The organism is Streptomyces kronopolitis, from assembly GCF_050953795.1.
GTDB classification, from domain to species: domain Bacteria; phylum Actinomycetota; class Actinomycetes; order Streptomycetales; family Streptomycetaceae; genus Streptomyces; species Streptomyces kronopolitis_A.
Map to the genome: position 1 here is coordinate 4,577,018 of NZ_CP191850.1, position 19,028 is coordinate 4,596,045.

General features: G+C 71.0%; 14 protein-coding genes. 1 reads left to right on the forward strand and 13 read right to left on the reverse strand.

Going from position 1 to position 19,028, the window contains the following annotated elements:
• Positions 1 to 247 precede the first annotated feature (247 nt).
• From carB to ACQP17_RS20260, 12 genes are all read right to left on the reverse strand, one after another.
• Positions 248 to 3,550, reverse strand: a complete 3,303-nt coding sequence (carB, locus tag ACQP17_RS20205) for a carbamoyl-phosphate synthase large subunit (RefSeq protein ID WP_433857531.1) — start codon at positions 3,548 to 3,550, stop codon at positions 248 to 250.
• Positions 3,543 to 4,685: a glutamine-hydrolyzing carbamoyl-phosphate synthase small subunit gene (gene carA, locus ACQP17_RS20210; RefSeq protein ID WP_433857532.1), complete on the reverse strand. Its 1,143-nt coding sequence runs from the start codon at positions 4,683 to 4,685 to the stop codon at positions 3,543 to 3,545. Before carA ends, carB begins: the two co-directional genes overlap by 8 nt.
• A gap of 5 nt (positions 4,686 to 4,690) precedes the next feature.
• The gene (locus ACQP17_RS20215; protein WP_433857533.1) at positions 4,691 to 5,956 is read right to left on the reverse strand and encodes an ATP-grasp domain-containing protein; all 1,266 of its coding nucleotides are present in this window, start codon (positions 5,954 to 5,956) and stop codon (positions 4,691 to 4,693) included.
• A complete protein-coding gene (locus ACQP17_RS20220) occupies positions 5,953 to 6,282 on the reverse strand; it encodes a hypothetical protein (RefSeq protein WP_433857534.1) in 330 nt (109 codons plus the stop codon). Before ACQP17_RS20220 ends, ACQP17_RS20215 begins: the two co-directional genes overlap by 4 nt.
• A 118-nt stretch (positions 6,283 to 6,400) precedes the next feature.
• Positions 6,401 to 7,657, reverse strand: a complete 1,257-nt coding sequence (locus ACQP17_RS20225; RefSeq protein ID WP_433857535.1) for an ATP-grasp domain-containing protein — start codon at positions 7,655 to 7,657, stop codon at positions 6,401 to 6,403.
• Positions 7,658 to 7,772: 115 nt separating this feature from the next.
• Positions 7,773 to 8,729, reverse strand: coding sequence for a TauD/TfdA family dioxygenase (locus ACQP17_RS20230; RefSeq protein ID WP_433857536.1), 957 nt, complete (start codon positions 8,727 to 8,729; stop codon positions 7,773 to 7,775).
• A 234-nt stretch (positions 8,730 to 8,963) separates the two neighbouring features.
• Positions 8,964 to 10,802, reverse strand: a complete 1,839-nt coding sequence (locus ACQP17_RS20235) for a carbamoyltransferase family protein (RefSeq protein WP_433857537.1) — start codon at positions 10,800 to 10,802, stop codon at positions 8,964 to 8,966.
• Positions 10,803 to 10,901: 99 nt separating this feature from the next.
• On the reverse strand, positions 10,902 to 13,121 hold the full coding sequence (locus tag ACQP17_RS20240; protein ID WP_433857538.1) for an iron-containing redox enzyme family protein: 2,220 nt from the start codon (positions 13,119 to 13,121) through the stop codon (positions 10,902 to 10,904).
• Between the two features lie 190 nt (positions 13,122 to 13,311).
• A complete protein-coding gene (locus ACQP17_RS20245) occupies positions 13,312 to 14,343 on the reverse strand; it encodes an Inducer of phenazine A (protein WP_433857539.1) in 1,032 nt (343 codons plus the stop codon).
• A 232-nt stretch (positions 14,344 to 14,575) separates the two neighbouring features.
• Positions 14,576 to 15,322: an SDR family oxidoreductase gene (locus ACQP17_RS20250; protein ID WP_433857540.1), complete on the reverse strand. Its 747-nt coding sequence runs from the start codon at positions 15,320 to 15,322 to the stop codon at positions 14,576 to 14,578.
• Positions 15,323 to 15,626: 304 nt separating this feature from the next.
• Entirely contained in the window at positions 15,627 to 16,265 is a 639-nt protein-coding gene (locus tag ACQP17_RS20255; RefSeq protein ID WP_433857541.1) for a LysE family translocator, read from the reverse strand.
• Between the two features lie 59 nt (positions 16,266 to 16,324).
• The gene (locus tag ACQP17_RS20260) at positions 16,325 to 16,864 is read right to left on the reverse strand and encodes a hypothetical protein (RefSeq protein ID WP_433857542.1); all 540 of its coding nucleotides are present in this window, start codon (positions 16,862 to 16,864) and stop codon (positions 16,325 to 16,327) included.
• 171 nt (positions 16,865 to 17,035) lie between these two features.
• Between ACQP17_RS20260 and ACQP17_RS20265 the strand changes: the two genes are divergently transcribed.
• Entirely contained in the window at positions 17,036 to 18,373 is a 1,338-nt protein-coding gene (locus tag ACQP17_RS20265) for a PLP-dependent aminotransferase family protein (protein WP_433857543.1), read from the forward strand.
• Positions 18,374 to 18,749: 376 nt separating this feature from the next.
• On the opposite strand, the gene ACQP17_RS20270 is transcribed toward ACQP17_RS20265, so the two are convergent.
• Complete coding sequence (locus tag ACQP17_RS20270; protein ID WP_433857544.1) at positions 18,750 to 18,914, reverse strand: hypothetical protein; 165 nt, start codon at positions 18,912 to 18,914, stop codon at positions 18,750 to 18,752.
• Positions 18,915 to 19,028 lie beyond the last annotated feature (114 nt).

Genomic DNA, 19,028 nt, shown 5'->3' on the forward strand with positions numbered 1-19,028 from the left:
CCGTTGATCCTCTGACCAGCCAAAACGGGACCTGGCGCCATCGCCCGGCACTGCCTGTCACGACCCCGCACCCCCTCGTTATGCGTAGGTCTCGGGTTCGAATCCCGAAGGCGGCTCAGTGAGGAACCCCAGGTCATGTAGCCCGTGACCTGGGGTTTTGTGCTGCTCGGGGCGTGATGCGTCGGCGGCTGGGGTGCCCCGTGGGTGAGATGTCTGAGTGAGGTGCCGGTGCGAAGCGCAGGTGTTCTCAATGCTTCATCGCATGTTCCTGAAGGGAGTGGACGCTGATGTCGTCGTGGGATACGTGGGACATGGCCTCGATGCCCTGGAGGGCGGCGGCGAGGGCTTGGACGGTGGTGAGGCAGGGGACGGAGCGGGCGATGGCGGCGGTGCGGATTTCGTAGCCGTCTTGGCGGCCGTCGGGGCCGTGGGGGGTGTTGACGATGAGGTCGATCTCGCCGTCGTGGATGAGTTGGACGATGGTGCGCTCGCCGTTCGGGCCCTCGCCCTCGCTGAGTTTGCGGACGACGGTGGCGTTGATGCCGTTGCGGCGCAGCACCTCGGCGGTGCCGGAGGTGGCGAGGAGTTCGAAGCCGTGGGTGAGGAGTTCCCGGGCCGGGAAGAGCACGGCGGGCTTGTCGCGGTGGGCGACGGAGAGGAAGGCGCGGCCCTTGGTCGGCAGCGGGCCGTAAGCGCCGGTCTGGGACTTGGCGTAGGCGGTGCCGAAGACGGAGTCGATGCCCATGACCTCGCCGGTGGAGCGCATCTCCGGGCCGAGGACGGTGTCGACGCCGCGGCCGTGGATGTCGCGGAACCGGGACCAGGGCAGGACGGCTTCCTTGACGGAGATCGGGGCGTCCAGGGGGAGGGTGCCGCCGTCCCCGGTGGCGGGGAGCATGCCTTCGGCGCGTAGTTCGGCGACGGTCGCGCCGAGGGAGAGGCGGGCGGCGGCCTTGGCGAGCGGTACGGCGGTGGCCTTCGAGGTGAAGGGGACGGTGCGGGAGGCGCGGGGGTTGGCCTCCAGGACGTAGAGGGTGTCGCCGGCCATGGCGAACTGGATGTTGATCAGGCCGCGGACGCCGACGCCCTTGGCGATGGCCTCGGTCGAGGCGCGCAGCCGTTTGATGTCGTAGCCGCCCAGGGTGATGGGGGGCAGGGCGCAGGCGGAGTCGCCGGAGTGGATGCCGGCCTCCTCGATGTGCTCCATGACGCCGCCGAGGTAGAGCTCGTGGCCGTCGTAGAGCGCGTCGACGTCGATCTCGATCGCGTCGTCGAGGAACCGGTCGACCAGGACCGGGCGGGTGGGGCTGATCTCGGTGGACTCCGCGATGTAGGTGCAGAGGCGGGCCTCGTCGTAGACGATTTCCATGCCGCGGCCGCCGAGCACGTAGGAGGGCCGGACGAGGACCGGGTAGCCGATCTTCTCGGCGATCTCCCTGGCGCCGTCGAAGGTGGTGGCGGTGCCGTGTTCGGGGGCGGGGAGGCCCGCTTCGGCGAGGACCTGGCCGAACGCGCCGCGGTCCTCGGCGGCGTGGATCGCCTCGGGCGGGGTCCCGACGATGGGGACGCCGTTGTCCTTGAGGGCTTGGGCGAGGCCGAGGGGGGTCTGTCCGCCGAGTTGGACGATGACGCCGGCGACGGGGCCTGCCTGGGTCTCGGCGTGGACGATCTCCAGGACGTCTTCGAGGGTGAGGGGCTCGAAGTAGAGGCGGTCGGAGGTGTCGTAGTCGGTGGAGACGGTCTCGGGGTTGCAGTTGATCATCACGGTCTCGTAGCCGGCGTCGCTCAGGGCGAAGGAGGCGTGGACGCAGGAGTAGTCGAACTCGATGCCCTGGCCGATGCGGTTGGGGCCGGAGCCGAGGATGATCACGGCGGGCTTCTCGCGCGGCGCGACCTCGCTCTCCTCGTCGTAGGAGGAGTAGAAGTACGGGGTCTTCGCGGCGAATTCGGCGGCGCAGGTGTCGACCGTCTTGTAGACCGGACGGACCCCGAGGGCGTGGCGGACCTCGCGGACGACGTCTTCGCGCAGCCCGCGGATCGCCGCGATCTGCGCGTCGGAGAAGCCGTGCCGCTTGGCGTCCGCAAGGATCTGCGGGTGCAGCTTCTCGGCGGCCGCGATCTCGTCCGCGACCTCCTTGATCAGGAAAAGCTGGTCGACGAACCACGGATCGATCTTCGTCGCCTCGAAGACCTCCTGCGGCGTCGCCCCCGCACGGATCGCCTGCATGACCGTGTTGATCCGGCCATCGGTGGGAACCTTCGCCACCTCCAGCAACTCCGCCTTCGCACCCGGCACGGAGACGAAGTCGAACTGACTGTCCTTCTTCTCCAGCGAGCGCAGGGCCTTGTTGAGGGCCTCGGTGAAGTTCCGGCCGATCGCCATCGCCTCACCGACCGACTTCATCGTCGTGGTGAGGGTGGCATCGGCCGCCGGGAACTTCTCGAACGCGAACCGCGGGACCTTGACGACGACGTAGTCAAGCGTCGGCTCGAAGGACGCCGGGGTCTTCTCGGTGATGTCGTTGGGGATCTCATCGAGGGTGTAGCCGACGGCGAGGCGGGCAGCGATCTTCGCGATGGGGAAGCCGGTGGCCTTCGAGGCCAGTGCGGAGGAGCGGGAGACCCGCGGGTTCATCTCGATGACGATGACCCGCCCGTCCTCGGGATTGACCGCGAACTGGATGTTGCAGCCACCCGTGTCGACCCCCACCTCCCGGATCACCGCGATGCCGACGTCCCGCAGGATCTGGTACTCACGGTCGGTCAGCGTCATCGCGGGGGCGACGGTGATCGAGTCGCCGGTGTGCACACCCATCGGGTCGAAGTTCTCGATGGAGCACACGACCACGACGTTGTCACTCTTGTCGCGCATCAGCTCCAGCTCATACTCCTTCCACCCCAGAATCGACTCCTCCAGGAGCACCTCGGTGGTCGGGGAGAGCGTCAGGCCCTGACCGGCGATACGGCGCAGCTCCTCCTCGTTGTGCGCGAAGCCGGAACCCGCACCGCCCATGGTGAACGAGGGCCGCACCACCACGGGGTAGCCGCCGAGCTCCTCGACACCCGCCAGGACATCGTCCATGGAGTGGCAGATGTAGGAGCGCGCGGACTCACCGTGACCGATCTTCTTGCGGACCTCCTCCACGACCTCCTTGAACAGGTCGCGGTCCTCACCCTTGTTGATCGCCTCCACGTTCGCGCCGATCAGCTCGACGCCGTACCTGTCGAGGGTGCCGGAGGCGTGCAGCGAGATCGCCGTGTTCAGCGCGGTCTGGCCGCCCAGGGTGGGCAGCAGCGCGTCGGGGCGTTCCTTGGCGATGATCTTCTCGACGAAGTCCGGGGTGATCGGCTCGACGTAGGTGGCGTCGGCGATCTCCGGGTCGGTCATGATCGTCGCCGGGTTGGAGTTGACCAGAATGACCCGCAGGCCCTCGGCCTTCAGCACCCGGCAGGCCTGGGTGCCGGAGTAGTCGAACTCGGCGGCCTGGCCGATGACGATCGGACCGGAGCCGATGACCAGGACGGACTGGATATCGGAGCGCTTAGGCACGCTGGCCCTCCATCAGGGATACGAAGCGGTCGAAGAGGTACGCGGCGTCATGCGGACCCGCGGCGGCTTCGGGGTGGTACTGGACACTGAACGCCGGCTGGTCGAGGAGGTGCAGGCCCTCCACCACGTCATCGTTGAGGCAGACATGGGAGACCTCGGCGCGGCCGAAGGGCGTCTCGGAGACCTTGTCGAGCGGGGCGTCGACGGCGAACCCGTGATTGTGGGCGGTGACCTCCACCTTGCCCGTCGTACGGTCCTGCACCGGCTGATTGATCCCCCGATGCCCGTACTTCAACTTGAACGTCCCGAAACCCAGGGCGCGGCCCAGGATCTGATTGCCGAAACAGATACCGAACAGCGGCGTCTTGCGCTCCAGCACCCCGCGCATGAGCGAGACCGCGTGGTCGGCGGTGGCCGGGTCCCCCGGCCCGTTGGAGAAGAACACCCCGTCCGGAGCCACCGCGTAGACGTCCTCGACGCTCGCCGTGGCGGGCAGGACGTGCACCTCGATGCCGCGCTCCGCCATCCGGTGCGGCGTCATCCCCTTGATCCCCAGATCGATCGCCGCGACCGTGAACTTCTTCGTACCGATCGCCGGGACCACATAGGGCTCCTTCGTGGCGACCTGGGCGGACAGGTCGGCGCCGGCCATCTCGGGAGCCTGGCGCACCTTGGCCAGCATCGTGCCCTCGTCGGGCAGCGCGTCACCGGAGAAGATACCCACCCGCATCGCACCACGCTCACGCAGATGACGGGTCAGCGCACGGGTGTCGACACCGCTGATGCCCACCACGCCCTGCGCGACCAGCTCGTCGTCCAGCGAACGCACCGCGCGCCAGTTGGACGGGATACGGGCGGGGTCGCGCACGACGTAACCGGAAACCCAGATCCGCTGCGACTCCGGATCCTCGTCGTTCACACCGGTGTTGCCGATGTGCGGAGCCGTCATCACGACGACCTGACGGTGATAGGAGGGGTCCGTCAGCGTCTCCTGATAGCCGGACATGCCCGTGTTGAACACGGCTTCGCCGAAGGTCTCCCCCACGGCCCCGTAGGCGCGGCCCCGGAAGCTGCGGCCGTCCTCCAGGACGAGTACGGCGGGAGTCCGGCCGGGTCGGCGGGTGGGGAGCGTCACCCGGTTCACCGGTCCTGTCCGCAGGTCTGGCGGCGTCCGGTGACCGGAGCGGTCACCTCGGCCGAGCACTCCAGGCGGAATCGGGCGGCCGTCCGCAGCACGGCCTTCTCGACGTCGCCGCTGGTCGTGCCCTTGAACCGGAACCGCGCGCCCACGTGCTCGTATCCGCCGATGCGCGGCAGGACGTGGCCCACGGGCGGGATGACGGACGTGTAGGGGCCCTCGTCCGGGTCCGGCGAGGCGGGCAGGTCCCAGGCGACCACCCGGCAGGGGGCCGGCACGGGGAGCGGGACGAGCAGCCAGCCGCCGGTGTGCCAGGTGGACGGTACGGGCAGGTCGGGGCGGTTGCCGAGCTGGATGTGGGCCGCCGCGGCCATCAGGTCGATGCCGTGCACCTCCCGCCACACGAAGGGGATCTCGGCGCCGCCGACGCGGTAGCCGGCCTCCAGGAACTGCAGCACGGGGGTGCCGTCGGGCGTCCGGCCGGCGAACAGTTCCAGGTGGAAGACCCAGGGTTCGGTGCTCAGCGCACCGGCCGCACGGGCGGTGAACTCGCCTATGAGGAAGAGGAGTTGGGGGTCGTCGATCTCTACCGAGCCGAGGGCCTCGCCCTCGGTGAAGTCCACGCAGGTGTTGACGTACCGGGACGCCCGCCAGGGGCCGAGCGCCTCGCCGGTCCACAGGCCGTCGATGTGCAGGACCGGGTCGGCGCAGTACGTCTGCACCAGGCGCGGCTCCGGCGGCAGGGTGCGCAGCAGCGGCAGATCGGCCGCGGAGTCCAGGCGGACGACGCCGCGGCTGGCGGTGCCGCGGCGGGGTTTGACCACGACGGGCCAGCCGTGGGCCTCGGCGAAGGCCTCCACGGCGGCCTCGTCGGGCGCGTCCGCGAAGGAGGGGGCCGGGACGCCGGCGTCCGCGATCACGCGGTTCATGGCCAGCTTGTCGCGGAACCTCGCCAGTTCGTCCGGCCTCTGTCCGGCGCAGCCGAGCTTCTCGCGCACCAGTGCCGCGGTGTCGAGGTCGCCCTCGTTGAGGGCCAGTACGCGCCGCGGCGTGCCGAACCGTGCGCTCAGGTGGGCGACGGCCGGCCAGACGCCGTGGAAGTCGTCGGTGGCGGGGACCATGCGGACCGCGGCAGCGCCGGCCGGTACGGAGGGCAGGCCCAGGTTGGTCGTCACATAGGTGACGTCGTACGCCTCGTGGTCGAGGTAGTTCTCGTAGCGCGCGTACCCGTCGCGCCACCGGTGGATGACGAGGAGGTGCTCCTTCATGCCTGGCCCGCCTCCGGCGCCGTGCGCGCGCCCTTCCGGGCCAGCTGCGTGCGGCTGTGGACGCTGCCCACCGCGTACGTCGCCGACACCACGGCGGCGCGGGCCGAGCCGAGCGCCTCGCGGGCCGTGTCGAGGTCGCCCTCGGGCAGCCGGGCCACGATGTCGGTCGCGCAGTCGATGAGGTGCAGGGCGGCGCGGGTGAGGGGCTGGTCCGCCGTGAACTCCTGCTCGACCAGGCGGCGGGCGTTCTTCAACTGGGTGACGGAGTCGGCCGGGGCGGTGGTGGGCGACGCCGGGGCGGCAGCAGCGATCGTTGTCACGGGCACTCTCTTCTCCTCCAGATCCGTGGGACTGGTCCTCGTTCGGCGAGCACCCGGGCGCGGAGCCCGAGTGCTCGCAGCAATGCGTCGCGGCGTCGGACCTCCGCCGGGAGGCCGGGCGGGATCAGCTCGTCTCGAAGCGGATCCGGGCGTTGGCCGTCTCGCACTTGGTGACCGCGTCCTCGGCGTCGCGCCCGGAGGCGATGACGTACCCGGAGACGCAGTCCGCGACGGTGAGCAGCGGCGGCACGGTGTCGCCCTCGCTCTTGGCGATGACGGCCGCCACGTCGACGTCCATGAACTCGTCCAGGTAGGGGAGGAACACCTGGGCCACCTCGCCCTTGGGGACGTGCCGGATGACGTCGGCGGCGTCCTCGGGCACGTCGAGGGCGGTGATCTCGCCCGGCTCCGGGGTGAAGAAGCGGACCGCGGCGCCGCCCAGCGGCTCCGGCGAGGTCTCGGGCAGTTCGTCGATGCCCAGCGGCACGGTGAGGAACATGCGGTTCAGGTTCAGTCCGAAGGCCCGCCGCACCAGCTCGGGGGCGCCGCTGCCGGCGAGCCGGGCGTGCGACTCCAGGACCCGCGGCCCGTGCTTCGTCAGGACGAACTCGCTGTGCGAGGGACCCTCGGTGAGGCCCACGGCATCGAGGAACTTGGGGGTCAGCTCGCGCAGCGCCGCCAGCTGCGGGACGGCGACCCGGCTGGGGGTGCTGACCTCCCACTCCACGTACTTCTCGTTCATCCGGTACTCGGAGTAGCCGATCGTCAGGTGCCGGCCCTCGTGCGAGAAGGAGTCGACGCTGACGACGGGCCCGTCGAGGTACTCCTCGGCGATGACGCCCGAGATCTCCGCCGCCTGCAGCGCGCTCCATGCGGCCGCGGCCTCGTCCGCGTTCGCGACGGGGTGGATGTGCAGGCTCGCCACTCCGTCGACGGGCTTGACGATGACGGTCCCGCCGACCTCGGCCTGGAACGCGGCGATCTCCGCGGCGCTGTGCACCATGCGGTAGAGGACCGGGCTCAGGTGGTGCTTGGCGAGGAGCTCGCGGGTGAGCGCCTTGTCCTTCAGGGCGCGGGCGGTGGCCTCGCTGACGCCGGGCAGACCCAGGGCGTCCACGACGAAGCCGGTGGACTCGGCCGCGGGCTCGGTGGTGGTCAGGACCCGGTCGAAGGGCCGCTCGTCGTGCAGCGGCTTGAGGGTGTCGAGGAGGGCCTGGCCGTCGGCGATCGGCGCGTGCACGATGCGCTCGCAGTGCACGGATATCGCCGGGTCGTAGGCGCCTTCCTCGTGCACGAGGACCACGTCGATGCCGAGTTCCTTGGCGCCGGCGATGGGAGCCGGCCTGCCGCCGATGACCGCTACGCGGAACTTGCCTGCCATGGTGCGTCCTTTTCGGTGAAGGGGTGTGTCAGGGGTGGTGGGTCAGGTGTGGTGGGTCAGGGGTGAGGTGTCGGAGGCGGTGGGTCAGGGGGGAACGGGTGCGCCGGGCCCGCCGTCAGGCGGCGTAGCAGCGGCGCAGCCAGCGCGCCGTGGCGTCGGGGGCCGGGGAGAACGCCTTACGGCGGTGGAGCACCCGGTAGTTGTCGAAGATCATGAACTCGCCGGGCTGCAGCACGAGTTCGGTGGACGGGGCGGTGCCCAGCGCGGTGGACCAGCGCTCCAGCGCCGCGGCCGCGGCATCGGTGCAGCCGGCCGTGGTGCCGCGGTCGTAGCGGGCACGGTGGTGCCGGCCGTCCGGACCGGGCTCCAGCACGGAGGTCTTCGTCAGCGGCGCCGTCGACCGCTGGTCGTTGGAGGCGGGCGCCCCGACCTGGAACTCCTGGGCCAGCAGCGCGAGCCGGGTCTCCTCGTCGAGCCGGACGACGACATCGTCGAGCGCCATCAGCTCGGTCGGCACGCGCTCCTCGTTGCGGACGGTGTAGAAGCTCAGGTACGGCGGTGCGTACAGCCGGGGGTCCGAGCCGGGCGGGCTGAAGGGCTGGTGCGGGTTGTCGGAGTGCCAGAAGAACTCCGAGTCCGCGCCCCAGGAACTGGTCGTGCCGGAGGCCTCCGGATTGGGCACGACGTTGCGGATGAGACGCCCGTCGTTCTCGTAGGCCACCGCGAACGGCGTGCACCCCAGCAGCCGCAGCAGCCCGAGGTGGAGCGCGTTGGTGACGGCGAGCCGGGACTCGTCCCCGAATCCGGAGACCGGGGTGGCGGGGAAGTCCTGGGTGGGCAGGTTGGTGAGGGTCAGCGCATGGCTGCCCCCGGCGGTGAACACCTGGATTCCGTGCAGGGTCTCGCCCGGCAGGTACCGGCGCAGCGCGTAGGCACCGATCCTGGCGAGGATCGCGTCGTCAAGATCCGAGTCCAGGCGGGTTTCGGAGACCCGTTCCGAAATCTCCTTGCCCAACAGTTCCCGGGCGCTGTCCTCGACGTGGAACCGGGTGAGCTGGAGCAAGCTGGTCATGAATTTCTCCGATCAATAAGTGGCACGCCGTTGTGCGCGACTCAGCGATCTGCCGAAGGAATCCAGTAGGTCGCTGCACTCCGGTTCCATCGGCGGGCCATCGGGTCCCGTACGAGCCGGCCCAGCAGGCCTGCCGGAGTGATGAAGAGGATGTAGACGAGCAGGAGCACGAAGGTGCGCATGGCGTTCCGATCTGTGGGGCGGGCCGGGGGCCGGCGCCGGTGGCGGGCTGCGTCAGTCCAGCGGGATCTCGTCACGCCAGTCGGACTCCTCCGACCAGGCGGGCTGGGCGCTCTTCTCCAGCAGGAAGTTGCCGAGTGCGAGCAGGTCGATGTCGGTGCGCATGAAGCAGGTGTAGGCGTCGTGCGGGGTGTTGACGATCGGCTCGCCGCGCACGTTGAACGAGGTGTTGACCAGCACGGGGCAGCCGGTGCGGGCCTTGAAGGCGGTCAGCAGCCGGTGGTAGGCCGGGTTGCTGTGCTCGGTGACCGTCTGCACGCGGGCCGAGCTGTCGACGTGGGTGACCGCGGGAATGGTGGAGCGCGGCACCTTCAGCAGGTCGAGGCCGGAGGCGCCGGTCTCCTGCGCCGCCAGTCGCTGGGCCGCCGCCACCTGCGAGACCACCAGCATGTACGGGCTCTTCTGCGGCAGGTCGAAGTAGTCCTTCGCGTCCTCCTCCAGGACGGCGGGCGCGAAGGGCCGGAAGGACTCCCGGAACTTGATCTTGAGGTTCATCGCCGACTGCATGGCCGGGTTGCGCGGGTCGCCCACGATGGAGCGCGCGCCCAGGGCCCGGGGGCCGAACTCCATGCGGCCCTGGAAGAAGCCGGCGATCTTGCCCTCGGCCAGCTGCTCGGCGACCGCCTTGGCCAGGGTGTCGCTGTCCAGGTGCTGGTAGGGGATGTGGTTCGCGTCGAGGTACGCGGCGATCTGCGCGTCGTCGAAGCCGGGGCCGAGCAGGGAGCCGCTCATGGCGTCCTGTCCGCTCCCGGTGTGCCCGCGCCGGGCCCCGCGCTCCATCGCCACGGCCTGGGCGGCGCCCAACGCCCCGCCGGCGTCCCCGGCGGCGGGCTGGATCCATACCTCGTCGAAGATGCCCGCGTCGATCACCTTGCCGTTGGCGACGCAGTTCAGCGCGACCCCGCCGGCCAGGCAGAGCCGGGACTCGCCGGTGCGCTCCCGTGCGGAGCGGGCCAGCTTGAGCACGGCTTCCTCGGTGACCTCCTGCACGGAGGCGGCGAGGTCGAATTCCCGCTCGGTGAGCGCGGCTTCGGGCATCCGCCGGGGGCCGCCGAAGAGCTTCTCGAAGCCCTTGCCGGTCATCACCTGGCCGCGCATGTATGCGAAGTAGCGCATGTCCAGGCGGAACGAGCCGTCCGGCTTGATGTCGATGAGGCGCTCGCGGATGAGATCGGCGTAGCGCGGCGTGCCGTACGGGGCCAGGCCCATCAGCTTGTACTCGCCGGAGTCGACCTTGAAGCCGCAGAAGTAGGTGAACGCGGAGTAGAGCAGCCCCAGGGAGTGCGGGAAGCGCAGCTCCGACACCGGCTTCAGCTCGGTGCCCCGGCCGTGCCACAGCGTGGTCGTGGCCCACTCGCCCACACCGTCGATGCACAGCACGGCCGCGGACTCGTACGGGCTCGGGAAGAAGGCGGAGGCGGCGTGCGACTCGTGGTGGCGGCGCACGGACAGCTCCGGGACCCGCCCCCGGCCGAGCGCGGCCAGCTCGTCGCGGACGGTGTCCGCGGTGTGCAGCTTGCCGCCCCGCGAGAGCCACGCGGGGAGGGTGTCGCGGAAGGAGGCGAAGCCCATGGGCGCCGCTCCCTTGAAGGTGGAGAGCACCCGCTTGAACTTCAGCCGCGGGTCCTCGTAGTAGGCGACCGCCGAGACGTCGTCGAGGCTCACCCCGTACTCGTCGAGGCAGTACTCCACCGCCTGCGCCGGGAAGGCGGGGTCGTGCCGGCGCCTGCTGAAACGTTCCTCCTGCGCTGCCGCAACGGGCACGCCGTCGGCGACGAGTGCCGCCGCGCTGTCGTGGTAGTAGGCCGCGATGCCGAGAACCAGGTCAGTCACTGATGTTGTCCCTCGCCGTGGTCGGGGTCACGCCGAGGCGTGACCGGGTACGCGTACCGCTGTGCGCGGCCGCTCCTGGGGTGGGCCGGCCGGGGTGGTTCACCGGCGCCTGCGCGCGGACCTGCCGCGGCGCGCCGCCCTGCGGGCCCCCATGCCGCTCGGTGGGTTCAGGGACCGGTAGCCGGTCCTGACCCGCTCCCACACCTCTGTGCGCGCGCCGGGTCCCGGGGTGTCGGGAAGGGCGGCCATCAGGGTGTCGATCGCGTCGGCCGCCCACGCGGAGTGCCCGGTGGCGACGTTGTCGATGGTGTTGTGGATGTCCACGAAGCGCGTGTTGAAGCCGTACGTCTTCAGGGCCATGCGGGCCCTGCGGTACGTCCCGCCCACCCCCGACAGCTCCATGGCCAGGTTGAGGCCCAGCACCTCGGGCAGGAAGGTGCGCGGGAAGCGGCCCACGCACAGCCAGTACACCGGCAGTTCGAACGAGGCGTCGTGGAAGCCGGGCCAGCGCGCGAACTCCGGGGAGGCGGTGGGCGGCAGCTCGATGTCCATCTCCTTGAGCACCTCGCGGTAGATCAAGGGGTGGTTGAGCTTCGGCTCGCCGTTGCCCAGCTCGTCCCAGTAGGTCTCGAAGAGCGAGTGGCCGATCTCCGAGGAGGCCTGCTCGTAGTCGGTGAAACCCTGGAGCCAGCTGCCGTCGATGAGGGTGAGCGGCGCCGTCTGCACGGTGTCCTCGACCACGGCCTCCCGGGTCGGCAGCGGGATCTCCGCGTTCTCCTCGAACTCCGCGCCGTGCCGGTCGTGCTGGGTCTGGAGCCAGGGCCGCAGCCCCTCGCGGCCCCAGGCGTCCGGCAGCAGCATCGTTCCGGCGTCCATCCCGTGCCGGGAGCGCGCCAGCCAGCCCGCCGTGTAGTCCAGGGCCCAGGCGCGCAGTGCGGGGGTGTCGGTGCGCCCCATCAGCAGGTGGTAGGCGTCGCGCAGATCGGCCGGGGCCCGGCCGGCGGACGGTGCGCCGGCCCGCAGCGCGGCGGCCACCGCGGTCAGCTGTCCGCCCGCCGGCCGGGGCGCGGGGGAGCGGGTGTCCGGTGCGGTGTCCGCCGCGCGCACCGTCTCCGGGGACAGCGAGTCGATCCAGCGGCGGATCACCGTCAGGTCCTCCGGGGAGAACACCCGGAACATCGGTCCGCGCTCGCCGACCAGGCCGCGCACCAGCGAACTGGCGCCGGAGCGGCCGGGCTTGACGAGCCGGCTGCGGGCCAGGACACCGAGCAGCGGCCCGGCGTCGGTGCGGCAGTCGGCCAGCCAGGCGCTCAGCGGCCGCCCCTCCATCTCGAAGCCGTGGTGGTACACGGCCCCCTCGCGGGAGCGCAGCCGCATCAGCTCGGCCATGTCGTACGCCGGGTCCTTGGACGCGGTCAGCTCCGTGTGGAGCAGCTCCGCCCAGTCGCGCAGCTCGGCCAGCGCCCAGCCGAAGCCCAGCCGGACCGCGTCGGCGGCGGCCGGCCCGCCCTCGGCGATCAGCGCGTCCACCGCCGCACGGCACATCAGGGGCGGCGGTTCGCCCTCCTGGCCCCGGCCGTCGGAGAGGTCGAGGGCGGCCCAGTCCGCCTCCGTGGGCAGCGCCCGGGCGACCAGGGCGAGCGGCGGCAGCAGCCCGACGGTGCGCAGGCACAGGTCGGCGCCGAGGAGTTCGCCGCGGAAGTCGTCCGGGCGGCGGCTCATCGCCAGCAGCAGCGCGGGGAAGCGGAACGTGCGGTCCGCGATGCGCTGGTCGCCGGTGAGCCGGGCCAGGGGGACCGCGTTCTCCGAGAGCCGCAGATGGCGCAGGAGGCCCAGGTACGCATGGCCCCGGGAGGCTCCCGGATGTCCGGCGCCCACATCACAGGCGTACAGCGCCAGGGTCCGCAGCACGGCCGGCTCGTCCGCGTTGCCGGGGGCGCTGAGCCACTGCAGCCAGGCGCCCGAGACCAGGGCGAGCGGGGCGCAGCCGAGCACCGCCCGGCGGACGAGGGCCTGCCGGGCGCCGTCCGCGCCGTCACCGGTGACGGGCGGGTGCGCCGCGTCCCCGGCCACGTCGAGCGCCCGGAAGCGGGCGCTCTCGGTGCGCGCCCAGTCGGCGGCCCGGCGGACGGCAGCGTCGAGATCCGTCTCCGCGCCTGCTGCCTGCCGGCGCAGTTCGGCGCGGACCTCGTCGGTGAACCGGCCCCCGGGGACGGACGCCTCCGGGTCGGCGGCGTACGCGTACACCGTCCGTGCGGTGTCGTCGTCCCGCGCCGGTACGTGCCGCGGGGCCGGGCCGGTTGCCTGATGGCCTTGCATCCTTCTCCTCTCCTCTGCTTCGTGGACCATCCGGCGCGCGGTGCCGCCGCCGGCCGTACCGGTCAGAACATGGGGTAGATGGAGGCGTCGTTCTTGCGCTTGGCGCGCTTGTTGCGCCGGAACAGCGCATTGGCGATCTTTCGCACGAAGGACATGTTCGGTAATTCCTCTCGGGTAAGGGGAGTTGAGGTCAGGACAGGCCGAGGGTGTCCGCCATGATGTGGGCGACGACGTCGTATCCGTGGTCCGTGTAGTGCGCCCGGTCGACGAATATCCAGTCGTTCGGGCCGACCGCGTCGGCGACGACGGGATTCAGGTCGTGGTATCCGATGCCGAGCTTTTCGCAGCCGGTCCGCAGGGTTTCGGAGAACTCCCGGGCGACCTCCGGCGTCGAGATGTCGCCGTACAGCGCTTCCCAGGTGCCGAGTTTGGAGATCCGGTCGATCTCGTCGAAGAGCAGCTTTTCCTGGGGAGCCGGGGTGTCGCGCATCCACTGGGCCATGGGCTGGAGGACGTAGCTGACGCGGGTGTGCGGGCCGGCCAGCCTGCGCCAGCTGTCCAGGTGGCGCAGGGTGAGGTCGGCCGCCGACGCGATGACCTGCGGGATGTCCCGGCGGACGTCGTCGTGGGTGGAGATGGTGCGCCGCCGCTCCGTGCGCCGGCCGAAGGGCTTGGCGGCCTTCCGGTTGCTCTCGCGCAGCTCCTCCATCTTCTCGAAGTACTCGCCGCAGAACCAGAATGCGCCGTGGTCGCCCTGCTGCCATTCGGGCAGGCGGCCGACGGTCAGATCGTTGAGCCCCGAGAAAATGACGATCTCTTCGATCTCGGGCAGCAGATGCCGGTACAACGTGAAGAGCAGGAGTTCCTGGGTGGAGTTGTAGCAGCGGCCGCCGAAATTGAGCCACGGGGCGGAGGGGGCGTGCTTGCTCCACAATTGGGAGGCCAGCGTGGTGGCGTCACTGGTGGCGCCGATGCCGAGCACGGTGGAACTGCCGGCGATCAGCCGGACGGGACCCGCCGGCACGTTCTCCGCCGCCGAGGCCGTGGCGCCGCCGGGACCGTGTGAGATACGGAATCCGGCCCGGTCCGTGTTGATGGTCGCGGACCGGTAATCCGCCTGGTGGAAATACATGAGGTACGGCAGATAGCGCGCCTCGCCGCGGTCGTCGAACCGCGCGTACTCCTGGTGCTGCGGAGTCAGTTCGTCGCGGTGCAGTTTCACGGGAAAGCTCCTCGGATCGTGTGCGGACATTCCTCCCAACCGGCGCACGGCGGCGCGCACGGACAGGGCGGCCCGAGGCGCGTACACGGTGGAAGAAGGAACGGAGAAACGGAGGTGGAGAGAATTCGGGCGAGAAGAATTCAGGGCGCCGGACGAAAGCCCGGAGAGAGCCCCGGAGAGCGCCCCGGAGAAGGCCCCGGAGGGAGGACCGGAGAGCGCCCCGGCGGCGCGCTCAGGTGCCGAACAGCGGGCCGCGGTGCAGCTTGTGCTGGGCGGCCTGGGCCAGCGGCCGCACCACCATCCGGTCGACGTTGACGTGCTGCGGGAGCCCCACGACGAGCGACACGCACTCGGCCACGTCGTCCGCGGTCAGCGGCGCGTCGACGTTCTCGTAGAGCGCGGCCGCCCCGGCGGCGTCGCCGCGCAGCCGGTTGAGGGCGAACTCCTCGGTGTGCACCATCCCGGGCGCCACCTCGATGACCCGGACCGGCTGACCGCACAGTTCCAGCCGCAGCGTTTCGCTGAGGGCGTGCTCGGCGTGCTTGGCGGCGCTGTAGCCGCCCCCGCCCTCGTAGTTGACGAACGCGGCGGTGGAGGTGAGGGTCACGACCGTGCCGCCGCCCTCCCGCAGCAGGGGCAGCAGCGCCTGCGTCATCCGCAGCGTGCCCAGCACGTTGACGGAGAACATGTGCGCCCAGTCGTCCGGCGCGGCGAGCGCCACCGGCTCCGCGCCGAGGGCGCCGCCCGCGTTGTTGACCAGGACGTCACAGGAGTCCAGGTCGCCGGCGAAGTGCCGCACGGCGTCGTCGTCCGTGATGTCCAGGGGATACGCCTGCGCACCGGTCTCCGCCGCGAGCGCGGCCAGCCGGTCCGCGCGCCGGGCGAGGGCCACGACGTCGAAACCGTCCTTGGTCAGCCGGCGGACCGTTGCCGCACCGATTCCGCTGCTCGCACCGGTCACCACTACCTTGCCGGCCACCCGACACCTCCGCCTTTTCCCTTTATGGCATTTCCGAAACCTCTATTCGATGTGCCACGCATTAACGAGTGGAAGGCGGGTACCCGAAGGTTTCCTGCCAGGTATTCGTTCCGCTGCACACGTGAATCCTTCACGAATGCAGCCGTCAGCAGAAGTAATTCCGGGCGGCTGGATCGCGCATTGCGGGAACCCGACCGTGGGGCATAACGCCATGAAACGGCCACAGCGGGGCAACGCAAGAGGCCGGACCGCTCCGGTGGTACGGAGCGGTCCGGCCTCGGACGTACGGTGCTGCCCGGCCGGCTCAGGCGGGGCCGGAGGTGTCGAGGGCGAGGGTGACGGCCAGCGCCCCGAGCACGGTGCCCATCATGTAGCGCTGTGCCTTCAGCCAGGACGGGCGGCGGGTGAGGAAGACCGCGATGGCCCCCGCGCCCAGCACGATCACGAAGTTCACGCCGATGCTCACCACGATCTGGATCGTCCCCAGCGCGAGCCCCTGGAAGAGCACATGCCCCGACTTCGGGTTCACGAACTGCGGGATGAGCGAGAGGTACATGACGGCGATCTTGGGGTTGAGCAGGTTCGTCATCAGCCCCATCGTGAACAGCCGGCGGGGCGAGTCGTGCGGCACGTCCTCGGGGGTGAACACGCTGACCCCGCCGGGCTTGAGGGCCTTCCACGCCAGCCACAGCAGATACGCCGCGCCGGCCAGCTTGATGGCCGCGTAGAGCTCGGGGACGGCGATGAAGATCACCGACAGTCCGAGGTTGGCGGCGATCAGATAGATCATGAAGCCCACCGCGACCCCGCCGAGGGAGACGATCCCGGCCCGGCGCCCCTGGGTGATGCTCCGGGACACCAGGTAGATCATGTTCGGTCCGGGGGTCAGCACCATGCCGAGCGCGACCACCACCACGCCCAGGATTCCGCTCAGTTGCAGCATCTCTTGTTCCCTCTCCGGTGCATGCGCTGTCGTGCCTGGTCCGCCGTTGCCGCTCCGCCTCAGGGCGCCTTCAGGCGCGCCACCTCGGAGAGGTCGTGGACGAGATCGTGAATGAAGTGCTCGGTGCAGAGCTCGACGCTGAGCCCCGGTGCCCCCGAACGCGGGTCCCTGCCGAGCCAGTCGGCGCCGGTGAAGGTCTCGAAGCGGCAGGCCAGCGACTCCGCGGCCCAGCCGAGTTCCGGCGCCACCTGCCGGGGGTCCTCCTCGCTGTAGCGCGTGAGCAGGTCCGCCTCGACGTGCTTGCGGCCCGTCTCGCGGACCCGGCGCACCGGCGGCAGGCGGAGCATCGTGATCAGCCGCCGGTGGAAGAGCACGCACATGTCCCGCGCGTGGCAGCCGTATTCGAGCGGCGACCAGCCCAGCGGGCCGGTCTTCTGCCGGCTCAGGTGCGGGTCGCCCAGGATCGTGCGCCACTGCCCGGCGCACGCCCGCAGGACGGCCGGTACCTCGCGGCGGTGGAAGGCCTCGCCGGTGAACCCGCACCGTTCGCACCGCACCGACGTCAGCGACGTGCGGCCTCTCGTTCCTGACGGGGTCACGGGGTCCCTTCCTTGGCGCGTGCGACCGTGCGGGTCGGAGCACGATCGAGCATATTGATCCGATTGGCTCGGCGCAAGATTTGCATTGCACCGAGGGCAATTCTCTGCTTCCTCTGAGACGATGGGACGGGAAGCGGAGCGGTCGGGACCGGCACGGGCGAGGAGAGAGTCGTGAAGGACTATGTGCAGGCGGCGGACGCGGTGGCCGCGGACATCGCGGCGGGCCGGCTGCGGCCGGGCGACCGTCTGCCGCCGCAGCGCGACTTCGCCCGGCAGCACGGCATCGCCGCCTCCACGGCCGCCCGCGTCTACCAGGAACTGGCCCGTCGGGGGCACACGGTCGGCGAGGTGGGCCGCGGCACCTTCGTGCGCGCCACCGCGCACCCGGTCGCGCCCGCGCTGAGCGAGCCCGCGGACGGCCGGATCGATCTGGAACTGAACTACCCGGTGGTGCCCGGGCAGGCCGGGCTGCTCGGGGCCGGGCTGGGCGGACTGGCGGCGCCGGACGTGCTCGAAACCGTGCTGCGGCCGGTCGGTGCAATCGGCACCCCGGCCGCCCGTGAACTCTCGGCCGATCTGCTCGCCCGCGGCGGCTGGCGCCCGGACCCGGACCGGGTGCTGTTCGCCGGCAACGGCCGGCAGGCGATCTCGGCCGCGGTCTCCGCGCTGGTCCCGCCGGGGGCACGGCTGGGCATCGAGGAACTCACCTACCCCGGGCTCAAGGTCATCGCCGCCCGGCTCGGGATCACCCTGGTGCCGCTGGCCATGGACGAGGACGGACTGGTGCCGGAGGCGGTCCGGGCCGCCCACCGCAGTGCCCCGCTGCACGCCGTCTATGTCCAGCCGACTCTGCACAACCCGTTGTCCCTCACGATGAGCGAGCGGCGCCGGGGTGAACTGGGCGGTGTGTTGCGGGAGTTGGACCTCCACGCGATCGAGGACACCATCTGGGCGTTCCTCTACGACGACCGCCCGCCGCTCGCCGCCCTGGCGCCCGCGCACACGGTGGTGATCGACAGCCTGTCCAAGCGGCTGTCGCCCGGATTGACCCTCGGCTTCGCGGTGGCCCCGCCCGCGGTCGCCGCCGGCATCACCTCGGCCCTGCGCTCCGGCGGATGGACGCCCATGCGCTTCGCGCTGGAAGCCGCGGCCCGCTGGCAGGCGGACGGCGCGGTGCGGGCGCTGGTGGCGGAGAAGAAGCAGGAGGCGGCCCGCCGCCAGGAGGTGGCCGCCCGGCATCTGGGCCCCTTCCCGGTGCGCAGCGATCCGCGCTCGTACTACTGCTGGTGGGAGCTGCCGCGCCCCTGGCGGGCCGACATGTTCGTGGCCGCCGCGGCGCGGCACGGGATCGCGGTGACCCCCGCCGCGGCCTTCACGGTCGGCCAGTACCGGGCCCCCAACGCGATCCGCCTGGGGCTGGCCTCGCCGCGGATCGAGGTCCTCTCGCAGGCCCTCGCGGTGCTCGCGGACCTCGCCCGCTCCGCCCCGGACGAGCTCGTCTCCGACTGAGCTGCGGCGAGGGGCCGTTGGGGGGCGGCCCGGGCGGCGGGTCGGGGTCGCGCGGGCCGGGAGTCGCGCGGTCCGGGAGCGTGGCGGGCGGTGCGGGGCGGGCGGTGCGGGGCGGCCGCCGACCGCTCGCACACTATGGACCCGCCGGCCGCACCGGGCGGTCGTCCGCCCGTACCGTCCCGCCCTGCCCTTTCGGGCAGGATCGCCGTCTCCGCGCCGGCCGTCGCACCGGACCGGTGTACTCTGCACCCATCCTTCACGAGGACGGAGTCCGTCCGCGGACCGGCGTGCGCACCGCACCGGTCCCGGAATTCCGGATCGTCCTCTGAATTCCAGCCGTCCCGAGGGGTGACGGCTTCTTCGGTGTGCCCGGGATTTATCCCCAGGCGGAATCGCTGTGTCGCTGGGTATCCGGGGTGAAATCGGCGATGGCCTGTGCCTGCTGGGTGTCATCCGTCGAGATCGCAATGCCGGCCAGCGGCAGCAGAATCAGGGCGAGAGTGGAAATCAGGGCGGGTGCGGGCTTGGTGACTCTCGGCATGAGGAACTTCCCCGTTCGGTTATGTGTGTTTTGTCTGTTTAAGGCAAAACTTCCCAGGCCGAGCAGTCTCCCCGTCCAGTTTCCGGGCGGACGAGCGGCTGAACAGCCGATGGA